Origin of the sequence: Saccharococcus thermophilus (assembly GCF_011761475.1) — a bacterium.
Lineage (GTDB): Bacteria > Bacillota > Bacilli > Bacillales > Anoxybacillaceae > Saccharococcus > Saccharococcus thermophilus.
On record NZ_JAASRS010000001.1, the window covers coordinates 972,278 to 987,287 of the forward strand.

Genomic DNA, 15,010 nt, shown 5'->3' on the forward strand with positions numbered 1-15,010 from the left:
GTGTTAGGAGAGGTTATTGTTGCTGGGAGAGCTTGCGGATTTTTCGGTCGTGTTGAGCGATCTTGGCTGAATGGAAATCGACGGTTTCTTGTGTTTCGATAAGTTCAATGCGCAAGTTGTCGATTTTTGTTTCCAAACGGTTAAATCGTTCGTTCATTCCATTTTCCAGCCGATCGATTCTGCTTTCCAACCGGTCTTCCATCTCTTGTATCCGCTCGTCCATTTCCGCAAACTTTCTTTTAAATTCTCCATTCATCGTTTCGACTTTTTTATCTATTGCTTCAACTTTTTTGTCTAATGCTTCGACTTTTTTGTCCATTGTTTCGATTTTTTCGTTTAATGCAGCGATTTGTGAGCGAAAGTCAGATGCATACAGATCGAGCGCTTTTAAGATTTCTTTTAACATCGTTTGTTCTTCCACCTTATTCACCTCCTTACTAAACAGTATAACCGGATCATATAGACAAGAAAAGACAAACGGAGAGAAAAAGGTGTAAGGCGGGAGCTGTTCGCTATATTCGATCCCCGTTGGCTAAGGCGGAAGCCATAAAGGCTTCTGCTTTTTTTATGCACTTGACAATATTCGACACCATGTTTTTACAAAAATTGATAGAATCAGATTAACCAAGTCTTTCTATCTATGACAAAGGGAGGGGAAAGCGGATGAACGCGAATCTTTTTTATACGCTGCTTCTTTTATGTTTGCTTGCCTTATTGGCAAGATGGATCAAGTCAAAAGAAGCGGAATGGATGGGATCGTATGGAGAATATAAAGTCCGTAAAGCAATCAAAAAGATAGAAGCAACATCATCTGGAAAATACAAAGCTTTTCATAACCTGTATATTCCTAAACAAGATGTCTCTACTTCACAAATGGATCATATTATCCTTTCCGATCAAGGCCTGTTTGTCATCGAAACGAAAAATTACAGCGGCTGGATTTTCGGCGATGAAACATCAAAATACTGGACACAAGTAATTTACAAACGAAAAGAAAAATTTCTCAATCCCGTTTTGCAAAACAAAGGACATATCAAGGCATTAAGAAACTGGCTCGGGGAGGCGTTCTCGCATATTCCGATTCACTCGATTGTCGTGTTTCTGCCGCGGGCAAAGTTCAAATCAGATGTTCATTTCACCCATGCTTACGTGGTTTATCCTAGACAGCTGAAACAAGTGCTCGAGCAGCACCAAACAAAAGTGATCGATAGAGAAACAAAACAACTGTTGACTCAAAAATTAGGGGTCTTCACCATTTTCTGTGATTTCTACTCAATCCTAGAAACATGTTAGCTGGATGAAATAGGTTCATCAGTCAGGATCCTTCTTCCGCATACAGACCACGAAGTTGGTAGAATGGAAACAGTCAAGTGCTTTCCTTGACGGGTTCCATTCTACCAACTATCATACCGATAGCGGAAGAAGGGAGCGCTTAAGCAGCCTGACTACCTGTAGTGTTCCCTGTACACTCCAGAAATACACGCAAACGAAACCGTTCTAGATTTCGATAGCCATATGCCCGGCGTTTGATGTTTTTGATCTTGTGATTCGTCCCCTCGATCCGGGCATTTGTATATGGGCACAAAAAGTAGGAAAGAATAGGCTCCTTCCACCTTTCAAGCGTGTTGGCTGCTTCCTGAAAAGAAGCAAAAGGGCTCTGTTTGGCTAACTTAATCCATTCTTCCAAGCGTTCCTTTGCTTCGTTATATCCATCGGTTCGGTAAAAATCCCGAAACAACTCTTTCAGATAATAAGCAATGGAAAGTGCCGGATACTCCTCCAAGATATCGTCTAATCGAAGCCGTTGGTCCTTACGAAGCTTTTCACAGCCTTTTAAGAGAAGATATCGAGCCTTTTTCAATGGATAAAATTCCTTTCTTGCTTGATCCAAGGCTTGTGTCACTTTTTGAACCACATGGTACTTATCGATGACAATCGAAGCAGATGGAAACAGGGCGCGAACCGCCTTATGATAAGGTTCCCACATGTCAAGAATCACCGTTTGGACCATTTCTTTCGACAGGACATTTTGGCTCAACAAGTTGATGGCGGAGTCACATTGGCGATCGGCATGCATTCCCATGACCGATCCGGCTTTGGCATCCATCAATACGGTTTCATACTGATGTCCCTTTTTTACAGCGATTTCATCTAAGCTAAGCACCATCCCTTCCTGAAAAGATGCCCCCTTTGCTGCTTGGCGCTCTTTTGCTTTTTTCGATGCGATGGAGTAATAGATGCGTTCCAATGTCGTATATGGGATGCGGTGCTTTCGGCTAACCTCTTGAATGGTGGAGCCTTCACAAAGTTCATACAAGTACTCACAAAATCGATTGGTGTAGTGTTGATTGGGTGGAATCGATTCCAAAGAGGCGGAAAACACTTGGGAACAATTCCAGCACCGATAGCGCTTTACCTTTACGAACAAGTACACCGGTTGATGGAAAATCGCCAAATCCCGTACTTTTCTTGTCCGTCTGTCGTGGACAGAGGAAGTGGCAAACCCACAATGAGGGCAACGTTCCTGTGTCTCTGTTTTCTCTACATGAATCGCATAACCATAGGAAAGAAGTTCTTGTTTAATAACTTTAAATTCTGGCAATCCTAGTGGTATAGAAAGCACTTACGAGACCTCCTTAATGTTTATTTCACCGCTAACATTATTGCCAGGATCTCGTCAGTGCTTTCTCTTTTTTGTCACTAAATCACAAAATTTGGTGATGAACCTATTTAATGAATAAACTCGCCAGGCTAACAATGAAACAAAACAATCAATCAATAGAATTAAAACATCACGGTGCTCAAGACATTGGCCGTTATGATTTTCTTAAACAAGTCGAGAAACTTGAAAAGCTTGCCACAGGGAGAGAAAATGTCCAAGGAATTGCGATTCTATTAACCAATGACCATTTGTATTGGAGCAAGCCAACCAGATCCAATACGGTGGACAGCTGTTTTCGAATCCATGAAAACAGGATTTTAACTGGAGAGCTGAAGTGGCTGGAGCATGCGTCAGCGGGAACGACAAAAAACCGTGAAGAATCGATTATCCTAAAAGGGATGTATAAAATGCAATGGCATGATTATTCAACCGTTCGCAATGAAAAGCATGGAGAGTTTCGGTACTTAGCCGTTCACGTAGGAGTTGATTAAAGAGGGAAAAGATGTGTGTGTAAGAGATAAAGTTACATCAATTATTCAAGTGCATGCCAATAGATGGGCAATTCTTTCTTTTTTATTTCTGCACGGTCCAAAAATGGCCAAAAAAGGGCATAGGTGTGCAGCGCCATTTTGTTTTCACAGAGTAAAGCGCGATGTTGATATATCAACAGTTTGGACGTTTGACGATTTCGTCCAAACCGTCTAGTTTACATAACAACAATTTATTTTCTGTGGGGGTTGCGGGGGTGTGCAAAAACGCCCCTTGCCGCCCTAGAAAATCAATGCTAAAATGAAGATGCTCTTTTTTAAGGATGACCTCGTTTAGAGGATTTCCCTAGTCAGTTCCGATAAATCTCACGGTGACTTCTTGAAAATATGAAAGACGGAATGGAAGAGGTTAAAAAGAACAGCCAGCTCTCCATCAATGGAGGGCTGGCTGTTTCTATGTATGTGCTGGCATGGAACTAGGAGGTTTCGCAGTTCGTGTAAAAGGGGTGGATATGTGTTTGGTTGCGTACAACGGTTTGGCATCGTGCGTTTATAGGTAGGATATTGGTCGAAACGATGGCATAAGGCTGTGTTTGCGAAACGGGGGAAACGATAATGAGGTGCGAGGGTGGCGGAAATCACAAAAGTTTTTAGGGAACGATTGCGTGGCGGTGATGGGAAAATGTATGAAAACACGGTTGATGGGTTCGATATTTTTGTTGATTAGTGGCCGCGGCAGATGGAATATGCGTTATGGAGAAGATTCACGGTAACCATATTGGAAATTTATGCTAAAATGAAAACATAGGGATAATGGATGGGGGAGTGGCATGAATGAGTTATCAAGCGGCAAAGGAAGAACTGAAGGACGTCATTTTGGCGGGATATCCCCTTTTGTATGTCGTGACAGAAGATGAACGTCCAGTAGTGGAGACGTTTCATTGGATTGCCAAACAAGATTCATTGCAATACGATGTGTTTACATGGAACTATTCTAGCGGGCTAGTGTTGGAAGCGGAAACGATTCGCAAAGAGGATATACGGAATCCCTTTCAGATGTTCAAAAAAATTAAAGAATACCCACACAACGCGATCTTCGTTCTCCATGATTTGCATATTTTCTTTCAAAATAAAGAATTGTTGCTCGAATTAAAAGATACGGTATTGCATATTACAGTGCCGATGACGAAGGAGTTTTCATGGAAGCGTTATTCCGATGTCGATCATTGTATTTACAAGCATATTGCCATTACCGCACCAAAGGCGGAAATTCCGTTAGAATTAAATAAATTGATTCATGTGGTGCGCTTTGGGCTGCCTGGGCGGGACGAAATCGCAGAGATGATTGACATTATTATAAAAAAAACCAACAGCCATTATCAGATGGATCGAGAAGAAAAAGAGCGGCTTATTAATGCATCGCTAGGGTTAACGGAAACCGAGATTTTTAACGCCTATATCAAATCGATGTTGCGAAATAATGGAAAAATCGAACCGAAAACGGTTGCTAGTGAAAAGCGGCAAATTGTTGAAAAACAAGGGGTGCTAGAGTATTACGAGCCAGACGTGTCATTAAATGAAATTGGAGGGCTGAAGCCGTTAATTGATTGGGTGAAGAAACGAAAAATTGCTTACAATGAAGTGATTCGCAAAAAATACGGATTAAATTTGCCTAAAGGACTGTTAATGACAGGAGTGCAAGGATGCGGGAAAAGTTACATGGCAAAAGCAATCGCCAACTTCCTAGAATTTCCGATGCTTCGTTTAGATATCGGGGCGTTGATGAACAAATGGCTCGGAGAAAGCGAAGAAAATATGCGCAAAGCGATTCAGCTGGCGGAAAACATTTCCCCTTGCGTTTTGTTCATTGATGAAATCGATAAAGTGATCCCAGACCCGACCAGCACCAATACCCATGAAGTTAGTAAGCGGATTTTATCTACCTTGCTTACGTGGATGCAAGAAAAAAAGCATCCAGTTTTTGTTGTGGCTACGGCAAACAATATTGAACATCTTCCTCCAGAAATTATGCGTAAAGGGAGATTTGATGAAATTTTCTTTATCGATCTGCCGGAAAAACAAGAGCGTAAAGAGATTTTTGCCATTCATTTAAAGAAAAAAGGATATCAACCAGAGAAGTTTGATCTAGATCTGCTTGCGGAAAAAACAGAAGGATTTTCTGGCAGTGAAATCGAGGCGGTAATTAACGAAAGTATTTTTCAAGCCGCCTATGACCAAAAAACGTTAGAAATGCCGTATTTGTTGAAAGAAATCGGCCAAACAAGCCCGTTGAGCCAAACAATGGGGGAAAAATTGAAACACATTCAAGAATGGGCGCAAAAAAATAAACTGAGACGGGCGAACTAAAGTAGTTTTTATTTTTAGTTAAAATTTTTTGATTATTCAGCCGACAGCAAAGGGGAGAGAAGATGGAAAGATTTTTGTTTCATATTTTGTTTTTCCTTTTGAAAAACCGCTTTTTGTACCTCGTATCTTTGGATTAAAATAGCTCGAAAAGAAAAAGCAGCAAAATAATGAGGGTGACGTTTTCTATATAAACCAGATCGGGGAATGTTCCGTTCGAAAAAGGAAAGATGAACAGTAGCAGGCACTGTTCGACTAGTCAGTAACTCTATTAAAACTATAGGTTTACTTTTTTTAAAAAAATTATATAATATCTATTAAGTTCTGAAATAAACAAAAATTCTGTTTACTAAAGGATGACTAACCACGAAAGCCCATGGCTTTCGTCATTGGGATGAAGTGGTTAATAGTAAATTCTTTTAAAAGATTTCTGATGGTAGGCGGTAGGGGATTTGATTATCGATGAAAGCGTCTTGAATCGGGCGAACAGGACACTGATGGATTCATAGGAATCCTTGTTCATGAAGTCTTGTGGAATTAGAGTGAGTGTCTATGCGAAGGGGATAGAAGAAGCTCTATAGTACACAAGAACCTGCCAACTTTCCTCGGGCAGAGTTCCGGGAAGATAGATTTCTAACTATCTATTTTTTATCAAAAACTCTTATCTAGCCGAGTATCTAGAAAAGCAAAGGAGAGAGAGTAGATGGCCAAACGTGATAATCGTGAAGAGTTGAATCTTGAAGGACTCCGAACCGAAACCTTGGTCGTGCATGGCGATGATTGGGTCACCAATGATAAGACGGTGGCTCCAGCAATTTACTACACAGCTACGTTTCGCGCACATAATTCCAGTGAATTTGCGGAAATGGCGGGAACGCCCCGTCATGCTCGGTATTACACGCGTTACGGTAATCCAGTGCATGAGCGTGTAACGAAGATTATGGCTGAACTGGAAGGCACAGAAACCGCGCTGGTCACTGGCTCGGGGATGGGGGCAATTGCTACGACCATTCTAGCTCTAGTCAGTGCAGGAGATCATGTGATTGCACAGACGCGGCATTATATGAGTACCGCCAAGATCATGGATGAGATGCTGCCGCGATTTGGTGTGGAAGTGACTCTGGTTGAACAAGCGGACATCAACGCCTTTGCGGAAGCGATACGGCCTAACACGAAGCTCATCATGGTAGAGACGCCAGCTAACCCGACTTTGGTGTTGACGGATTTGGCTGCTGTGGTGGAGCTGGCGCGCCCGCATGGAATTATCGTCGTGGCCGATAACACGTTCGCGTCGCCGATCAATCAGCGTCCTCACGATTTAGGCGTCGATATCGTCATTCATAGCGCAACAAAATATTTGGGCGGACACCATGATTTGACAGCTGGTGTCATTTGCACCAGCAAGGAGTTAGCCGAGCGCATTTGGCACACGCATATTTCCATCGGTTCCGTCCTCTCGCCAATGGATGCATGGCTGCTATTGCGTGGTCTGCGTACGCTTCCGATACGGATGGAACGCATTAATGCCAACGCCTTAGCCTTGGCTGAGTTTCTGGAGCAGCAGCCACAGGTAGAGCGTGTCTATTATCCTGGCCTTCCTAGCCATCCGCAACACGAGTTGGCAAAACGTCAAATGCGAGGGTTCGGAGCAGTCATTGCCTTTGCCATTAAAGGCGGTTATGAAGAGACTCAGCGATTTGTTTCTGCGTTGAAACTGCCGCCTAACGCGGTGAGTCTGGGAGGGGTCGACTCCCTTGTAGTACATACAGCGGCGATGTGGGAAGGAGTGATGACCGAGGAGCAGATGAAGACAGCTGGGATTCCGTCCAATTTCGTAAGATTCTCGGTCGGCATCGAGCACATCGATGACCTGAAAGCGGATGTGTGGCAGGCGCTGCAGGTAGTTTAACATTTTTCCCGAGAAGTCTCCCTCCCCAAAACGAAGGGAAGGGGGAGATGAATCGGGAAGTTTTTTAATCATACATGATCAAACCCAATCGGGCAAGGAAAAAAGGGAATGCTCATGTTTTGCGGTCATCGGGCATCGAAAGCGGATTGGACCGCATGTATGCCTGCAATGGGAGTCGACACGTGTTTGGAACGAATGCTTCGGTTGGTGAAAGAACATTTTCTCTAATACGGCAGCTGGCATTCTTCAAACTACATCAACATCACTTCTGCACGGTCTAAAAACGGCCAAAAAAAGGGCATAGGTGTACAGCGCCATTTTGCTTTCATAAACTAAAGTGCGATGTTGATATATGAAGGATTTGGACGTTTAACGATTTTGGTCAAACCGTCTAGTTTACATAACAACAATTTATTTATTGCGGGGGTGTGCAAAAACGCCCCTTGCCGCCCTAGAGAATCAATGGTAAAATGAAGGTGCTCTTTTAAAAGAACGACCTCGTTTAGAGGATTGGAATATCATGGGGATATATGGTAGCGTAATTGAAAAAGTTTTATCCCCTTTTTGAGTGAGAACCTGAATTTTATGAAGTTGTGTTCTTGTTCTGCTTCAGACATATGAAAAAGAGCATCAAAAAAGAGAGTTGTCGGTACGGTTGGATACGACAGGCTCTCTTTTTCTTTTGCGATGGATATGGTTGGAATATTCCCCAGGACGATGCGATCGAATTTGTCGTTGACATGGTAAATCATCGGTATTCTTTGGAACAAATCGTTGCAACGGAATATGCGTTTGCATGAAAAAATGGCGAACAGTAATATGCACTGTTCGCCAAATTTTTGAGGGGGTAAAATGCGGGTGAAGGAGTTCGGCTTTAGCAAATTCCGCCCTGGAGGTACAAAATCTAGACAGCGACTCTTGGTTGGAAAAGATCTTCGTGCTTCATTTCAAGCGTTTGCCGCAATTCGGAAAGGGAAGGAACTTCGGTTTTGAATATATATGTGTCCAAGCAAACGAGAGAATAGTCGTTGCCCGGGTCAAAAACAACAGTGACGATTTCTTCTGTTCCGCAGTCGATTTGCTGAAACGTATCGATGTCCTGCGGCTGAACGTCCAGCTTGTTGTATTTTTCCCGAATCACATAGTATCCTTCTTTCAGTTGCTCGGTAAACAAGGTTTCCGTACCAATCAATTCATGCACAATCATCGTCGTCCGCGTCCTCCTAGTAACATGTGAAATATTTCTCAATCTTACTATACTACAAAATCATGGCAATCATAATCAGTTTGGAGCAATGTTCGAAAAGTTGTCACGTTTATAAGTGGTTTTTAGCACAATATCGAGAAAATTAGAGCCAGCTCTCCTTTTGTAGAGAGCTGGCTTTTTAGTGTAACGGTTCAATGAGAAAACGATTTCCGAACTTGCGCCGCTTGTAAAAAGCAAGCAAATTTCCCCAGTTGAGATCGTCCGTGATGTACTTGAACAAATCGAAAAGTTAAACGGTGAGTTAAATGCTTATATTGAGGTAACCGCGGATAAAGCGCGCAGACAAGCGGAGACGGCGGAAGTGGAAATATTATCGGGAAATTATCGTGGTCCGCTACATGGCATTCCAGTGGCGATTAAGGATAATATTTATTTTGCCAATGAAACAACAACGATGGGATCAAAAATACATCGGCATTTTCAACCTAGCTATCATGCGACTGTGGTGGAGAAACTTTCTGAAGCGGGAGCGGTTTTTCCAGGGAAGCTCAATTTGCATGAATATGCTTGGGGAGCGACGAATAATAATCCCCATTTTGGTCCTGTTCGCAATCCTTGGGATACCGAGCGAATTTCGGGAGGATCGAGCGGAGGATCAGGAGTTGCGACAGCTGCTCATATGACGATTGCCTCTTTAGGAACGGATACGGGCGGATCGATCAGAATTCCTTCCTCCTTTTGCGGCATTGTCGGTTTAAAGCCTACCCATGGATTAGTGAGCAAATACGGTTGTTTTCCGCTCGCGTGGTCGTTGGATCACATCGGTCCGATGACGAAAACGGTGGAAGATGCTGCCTATGTTTTAGAAGCGATTGCAGGCTATGACCCCAAAGACCCGACCTCTATCGATGCCCCTACAGCTAGATATTCCACGCAATTAACGGAGTCCGTCAAAGGTGTAAAAATCGGTATAGAACCATATTTCTTTGACAATGTGGATGCAGAAGTGGAAAAAGCGGTGAAGAATGCCATTTCATCGCTGGAGCGTGAAGGCGCCATCGTCGAAACAGTACGAATTCCGACATTGCAATATGCGCAATACGCGGAAATGATTACGATTATCTCGGAAGCTAGCGCCATTCATCATCATAATTTAGTAGAAAGAGAAGAGGATTTTGGTGACGATGTTCGTTTTCTATTGAAGCTTGGAGAAATACCATCCGCCGTGGACTACTTGCAGGCGCAGCAAATTCGTTTGAAGTTGGATCGAGAATTTAAGGAGATATTCGATAAGGTAGATGTCATCATTACCCCAACACTTCCGTTACTGCCTCCGAAAATAGGCCAAGATACGGTACTATTAAACGGAAAAGAAGTGAATTTTCTTGACCATATTATTCGTTTTACTGGACCGTTCAATTTGACGGGCTTGCCAGCTGTAACGGTACCGTGCGGTTTTGCGCAAGGTCTTCCGATAGGCATGCAAATAGTCGGCCCGGCCTTCCAAGAAGGAAAAATATTAAACGTTGCCGATGTGTTTGAAAAGTTGCATCCAGAGTTAAAACAAAACCCGATTGCTCTTAAACAGTAAGAAAACGACCTTCCCTTTCCGATGGGAGAGGGAAGGTTTTTCATGTATGGAGGGATGCCACCGAATAACGTGAAGCAGGGGTAATGCAAATACGGCTTGGACAACAAAAATTATTTTGACCATCGAGAGTAATTTTGTTATCGTTATAGACAAGAATATGGAAAAATTTTGAGGAGGATGTCTGGTGGGCGAATTTAAAGCGTTAGTAGTGAACAAAACGGAAACCGATTTTACCGTCAATGTACAAGCTGTTACCATGGATGACCTTCCAGAAGGAGACGTCCTGATCAAGGTCCAATATTCCAGCGTCAACTATAAAGACGGATTGGCATGCATTCCCGATGGCAAAATTGTAAAGACGTATCCGTTTATCCCGGGGATTGATTTGGCCGGCATTGTGGTTTCTTCGAGCGATCCGCGTTTTAAAGAAGGGGACGAAGTCATTGCGACTAGCTATGAAATTGGGGTAACGCATTATGGAGGGTACAGTGAATACGCCCGTATTCCTGGAGATTGGATTGTTCCGCTTCCAAAAGGATTGACATTAAAAGAAGCAATGGCGCTAGGAACAGCCGGCTTTACGGCGGCATTGTCGATTCACCGCTTGGAGGAAAACGGTCTATCTCCGGAAAAAGGGAAAGTGCTTGTCACTGGGGCAACCGGCGGTGTCGGCAGTTTGGCGGTTTCGATGCTGGCAAAACGGGGCTATGAAGTGGTCGCAAGCACAGGCAAAGAAACAGAGCATGAATATTTGCGCGAACTCGGCGCGAAAGAAATTCTTTCCCGAGAAGATGTATGTGCCGAGAAGATCCGCCCGTTAGATAAACAACATTGGGCAGCGGCCGTTGACCCTGTCGGCGGAAGAACGCTTGCCACTGTTTTAAGCCGCATCCAATATAATGGCGCTGTAGCGGTTAGCGGGCTGACAGGCGGTGCGGACGTTCCAACCACTGTTTTCCCATTTATTCTTCGCGGCGTTAGTTTACTAGGCATTGATTCCGTTTATTGCCCGATGGAGTTAAGAAAACAAGTTTGGGAACGAATGGCCAGCGATTTAAAACCTGATAGACTATTAGAATCAATTGCGCGGGAAATTACTCTCGAACAGCTTCCTGAGGCGTTATCGAATATTTTAAAAGGCAAACTGCGCGGAAGAACGGTGGTAAAACTATCATAATGATAACTATCCCCCTGTTCCGAGGATTCGGACAAGGGGTTTTTTATTTGTCTTGAACGCGTCATCGATCTACTAGATCATTCGAATCGGCTGCTCTGCACCGCATCAGTTTTTAAGGCAATGGAAATGGAGACGATATCGCACTCAATGCTTGTTCCGTCACGAAATGGGACATCATGACAATGTCCAGCCTTTGGAATGGCGCTTCAGCCGCTCCAAGGGGTGGATTTTTTACGTTTTTTATGCGTCGATGAAGGTTTTGCGACACGTTCTTGTAAACAAAGATGAGTTTTATCTCTTTTTTGTTGTTTTTCTATTTTTTTCACCTTTTTTTCACAATTACTGTTTAAAATGTGCTTGAAGATAATGATTGGGAAACGGAGTGAGATGAATGAAAACATGGATTTTTGCCATGTTCAGCGTATCGGTATTATGTCTATTGATTTATTTTGCAATTGGACAGACGAATTATGCTTTCGCCGATAATGGCAAAACGAAAATTCATGGGCATTACGAAAAACATGAGAAACAGGAAGAAAGAGGGGGAAAAGCGACAAAAGAAGGCGGAAAGCTATTAGGATGGGGAGCAGTTTCCGTCGCTTTATCAGCAGGAGCGCTTTTTCCCTTGCGTCGAAACGCAAAATTCATTATGAAAACATTTCCTAACGTAAAACAATTTTTCGTCTTATTATTAAAATTACTAACAAAATGGCACATGCTTATCGGGGCGGTTGCTTTTACGTTCGCCGCAGCGCACGGAATTCTCATGTATGTTTCAAAAGGTGAGCTGGAGATAAGGGAGTATCTCGGTATCATCGCAACTGCACTCATGGGGACAGCGGCGATTTTTGGAACAGTTCTTTCGAAAAATAAAGCGAGTTCTCCTATTCGTTCTGTGCATATCGGATTATTATTCGCTGCAGGAGTATTCATCGTCTTTCACATTTTATAAATAGATGAGATGCCTCCACTAAACTGGTAAGCGAGTTATATTCTTGGAGACATCCGAACGCAACATCGACCGTTCGATCTGGAGATAGGGAACGTTCACGATCGATAGTTCTGTTACTTCGTTCAGCAATTCAACATTGTTGATTTTCCGTGAACATAAAAAGCTTAGCTAGATAATAACCATTCTTTATTATGTATTGGAATAAGTAGGGCCTCCGTTTTGGTATCGTAAAAAAAAGGGAGGCCCTTGTAACCACATTAAAGTTTCCAAACGTGAATTATGCATTTCTTCTTTCTACCAAATTAATGCCAAGCCCCATCAATACGACTCCCATAAAAAATAAAATGCTGATTGGATATAATAAATCGCCGATGGAATTTCCATAAACCGCTGCTCCTTTTAAGAGTTCCATGCCGTAAGTAACAGGTACGAATTTAGAGAGAGCCAATAAAATTTTAGAGGAGACGATTTCCAAAGGCCAGTACGCTCCGCCGATCATCGCCATGCTAACCGATACAATCGAAATAATCGCTCTAAACTGTTGCTCGTTGTTCACAAGTCCTGTTAGAAAAATAGATAACGCAACAAGCGCGAAAACATAAGGGACTAATAACAAAAGTGTTTCTGCGAATTTTCCATGAAAATCGACGCCGATTCCAAAATGAAAGACAGAGAATATGAGCGCCACTTGAATATATCCGACTACAAAACTATATAATAAATTACTTGTATATATTTCCCATTTTTTCAACGGTGAAAGAATCATGCGATCCCATATTCGTTCTCTTTTTTCGACGAGGATTTGGAGAACGTTAAAAGCAATCGTGTAAATGACAAAATATAAAGAGAACCCAAATATTGGCTGCAATTGACTATCAATCATAACCGGTTTTTCTCCGTGGAAACTTTTCTTTTCAAAAGTAAAAAGGGGCTGTTCCTTTGCTTCGTTTAGTATCTTTTTGACCTCTTCCGCGCGCATATTCGAATGCGTAGAGGCATGTTCGATGACGGCTTTCGTTTGCATATGATCGACATATACTTTTTGAACATATTGACGAATAAAGTTTACATTTGCCGTCTCTGATGAAATGATTAAGCGAAAACCATTTTTTTCTAGCTCTACTCCCGCTTCGACTTTTCCTTCACTCACAAGCTTGCGAACTTCGTTTGGATCCGTCAGTTCAAAGTCAAACAAATCGGAATGTTGGAGAGCACGAAATATTTCGTTCGTTTCCTTTTTAGGAAGATGGCTGTAGACAGGAACTTTTACTTTGCTTTGATTTGCTGTGCCTATGATAAAAGCCATTAAAACGCAAATGGCGGTCATAATAATAAACATCCATGGTTTTCGAAGAAAAAGGCGAAGTTTTGCTATTAAAATGCTACTCATGATAATTCCCCCTTTTTTGGGAAGGTGAATACGGCTGCTATTATCATCGTCATGCTAAATAAGCGTAAATACAAAATCGAACCCGTAACTTCCGCAAAACCATACCCCTGAAGTATTTTTAAATACGCTGTCATCCCTGAACCGTTAGGGGTAAGATTTCCAAGTGTATGAATCCAGCCTGATAGTTGGTTAGAAGGAAAAAAACTTCCTCCGAGAAGCGAAAAAACGGTAACAACGATACTTGCAAAAAAGTTTGACATATGTTCTGAATTCAATCGGTAATTTAAGGATGTTAACAAAACGGATAATCCTCCAACAGCAAAACATAGGGCAAGAGTTACTGCAAAAAAGGCAGTAATATGAGGCCATCTAATGTGATAGATGATCGAAGTGACCCCATACAGCAAACTTAGCTGTAAAAACGCAAGAAGTACAGATGAGATAAAAATCCCTATCATGTAAGACCATTTCGATACATTGGCAAGCAATATTCGATTAAAAACATGAAGTTGTTTTTCTTGAAATGCATAAGAACCGATATTTGATGCGATATATAAGACAAACATGACGCTCATTCCCACCATATAATAAGTAACGGCATTAATGGGTTCTCTCTTTGTGACCGTTTCGACTTTACCTTGGACATGGACAGCGGGCATGCTAAATGAACTGTTTAGTAAGCCTGATTTTCCAAGAGCAGAAAAAGTGGAGTAGCGCTCTTGAAATGTTTTGACTATATCTTCTACTATTTTCGATGAGATTTCCTTTTGCTCATTTGTATAGAAGGAAAGCGTTGGTTGTTGCTTTTTTCCTAGAAAGACGCTTTGTAGAACCGAATACGTAAATTGTCGAGGAATTTCGATAATCGCTGTGTAGCTTTTATCTTTCCTAATTTTTTCGAGTTCAGATGGTTTTGCCGTCACCAGCGTGATATATGGTTTTAATTCTTTGGAACCCAATACATCGTTTTTTAATGCAGTAACGGGAAGCATCTGTTTTGCTGCGTTCGTCATCATTTGCTTCTGTTCGGGTGGTATGCCTAGATTTTCTAAATCATGAACAAATTTTTGTAAATCTGCTTGTTCGTTTCCTCTCTCAATGAGAGCGACTTTTGCGCGAATGGCAGGAGAGTCATTCTTCATCATGTTTCCGAGCGCTAAGCCTAATATCGTAATTAAAAGAAACGGCATTCCAAGAAGAACAAGCAATTCATGCCGGTTTCGAATAAACAATAGGAGCTGCTTCTTTATAAATTGTCCAATCATCATGA

The 15,010-nt window shown here is 42.3% G+C and carries 12 protein-coding genes; 7 read left to right on the top strand and 5 right to left on the bottom strand.

Going from position 1 to position 15,010, the window contains the following annotated elements:
• Positions 1-13 precede the first annotated feature (13 nt).
• A complete protein-coding gene (gene fliD / locus BDD39_RS05045) occupies positions 14-445 on the bottom strand; it encodes a flagellar filament capping protein FliD (protein ID WP_279587952.1) in 432 nt (143 codons plus the stop codon).
• 218 nt (positions 446-663) lie between these two features.
• Between fliD and BDD39_RS05050 the strand changes: the two genes are divergently transcribed.
• Positions 664-1,293, top strand: coding sequence for a nuclease-related domain-containing protein (locus tag BDD39_RS05050; RefSeq protein WP_166908706.1), 630 nt, complete (start codon positions 664-666; stop codon positions 1,291-1,293).
• A 139-nt stretch (positions 1,294-1,432) separates the two neighbouring features.
• Here BDD39_RS05050 and BDD39_RS05055 read toward each other — a convergent pair whose 3' ends face one another.
• Positions 1,433-2,623, bottom strand: a complete 1,191-nt coding sequence (locus BDD39_RS05055; RefSeq protein ID WP_166908708.1) for an ISL3 family transposase — start codon at positions 2,621-2,623, stop codon at positions 1,433-1,435.
• Between the two features lie 110 nt (positions 2,624-2,733).
• On the opposite strand from BDD39_RS05055, the gene BDD39_RS05060 reads away from it, so the two are divergent.
• The 3 genes from BDD39_RS05060 to BDD39_RS05070 all read left to right on the top strand — a co-directional run bounded on the left by BDD39_RS05060 (position 2,734) and on the right by BDD39_RS05070 (position 7,423).
• A complete protein-coding gene (locus BDD39_RS05060) occupies positions 2,734-3,153 on the top strand; it encodes a hypothetical protein (protein WP_243845989.1) in 420 nt (139 codons plus the stop codon).
• A gap of 831 nt (positions 3,154-3,984) precedes the next feature.
• Complete coding sequence (locus BDD39_RS05065) at positions 3,985-5,517, top strand: AAA family ATPase (protein ID WP_166908710.1); 1,533 nt, start codon at positions 3,985-3,987, stop codon at positions 5,515-5,517.
• Positions 5,518-6,217: 700 nt separating this feature from the next.
• A complete protein-coding gene (locus BDD39_RS05070) occupies positions 6,218-7,423 on the top strand; it encodes a trans-sulfuration enzyme family protein (RefSeq protein WP_166908712.1) in 1,206 nt (401 codons plus the stop codon).
• 904 nt (positions 7,424-8,327) lie between these two features.
• Here BDD39_RS05070 and BDD39_RS05075 read toward each other — a convergent pair.
• On the bottom strand, positions 8,328-8,630 hold the full coding sequence (locus BDD39_RS05075; protein ID WP_166908714.1) for a hypothetical protein: 303 nt from the start codon (positions 8,628-8,630) through the stop codon (positions 8,328-8,330).
• 205 nt (positions 8,631-8,835) lie between these two features.
• Here BDD39_RS05075 and BDD39_RS05080 point away from each other — a divergent pair, with 205 nt between their 5' ends.
• From BDD39_RS05080 to BDD39_RS05090, 3 genes are all read left to right on the top strand, one after another.
• Positions 8,836-10,221 carry an amidase family protein gene (locus BDD39_RS05080; RefSeq protein WP_166912268.1) on the top strand — a complete coding sequence of 462 codons (1,386 nt, stop codon included), beginning with the start codon at positions 8,836-8,838 and terminating at the stop codon, positions 10,219-10,221.
• Between the two features lie 184 nt (positions 10,222-10,405).
• Positions 10,406-11,398, top strand: coding sequence for an acrylyl-CoA reductase family protein (locus BDD39_RS05085; protein WP_166908716.1), 993 nt, complete (start codon positions 10,406-10,408; stop codon positions 11,396-11,398).
• A gap of 391 nt (positions 11,399-11,789) precedes the next feature.
• Positions 11,790-12,350 (top strand): hypothetical protein, encoded by a 561-nt coding sequence (locus BDD39_RS05090; RefSeq protein WP_166908718.1) that lies wholly within the window; start codon positions 11,790-11,792, stop codon positions 12,348-12,350.
• A 277-nt stretch (positions 12,351-12,627) separates the two neighbouring features.
• Here BDD39_RS05090 and BDD39_RS05095 read toward each other — a convergent pair whose 3' ends face one another.
• Together BDD39_RS05095 and BDD39_RS05100 are read right to left on the bottom strand one after the other, a co-directional pair.
• Positions 12,628-13,740 (bottom strand): ABC transporter permease, encoded by a 1,113-nt coding sequence (locus BDD39_RS05095; RefSeq protein WP_166908720.1) that lies wholly within the window; start codon positions 13,738-13,740, stop codon positions 12,628-12,630.
• Positions 13,737-15,008, bottom strand: a complete 1,272-nt coding sequence (locus BDD39_RS05100; RefSeq protein WP_243845990.1) for an ABC transporter permease — start codon at positions 15,006-15,008, stop codon at positions 13,737-13,739. The genes BDD39_RS05095 and BDD39_RS05100 overlap by 4 nt, the downstream gene beginning before the upstream one ends.
• Between the last annotated feature and the right edge of the window lie 2 nt (positions 15,009-15,010).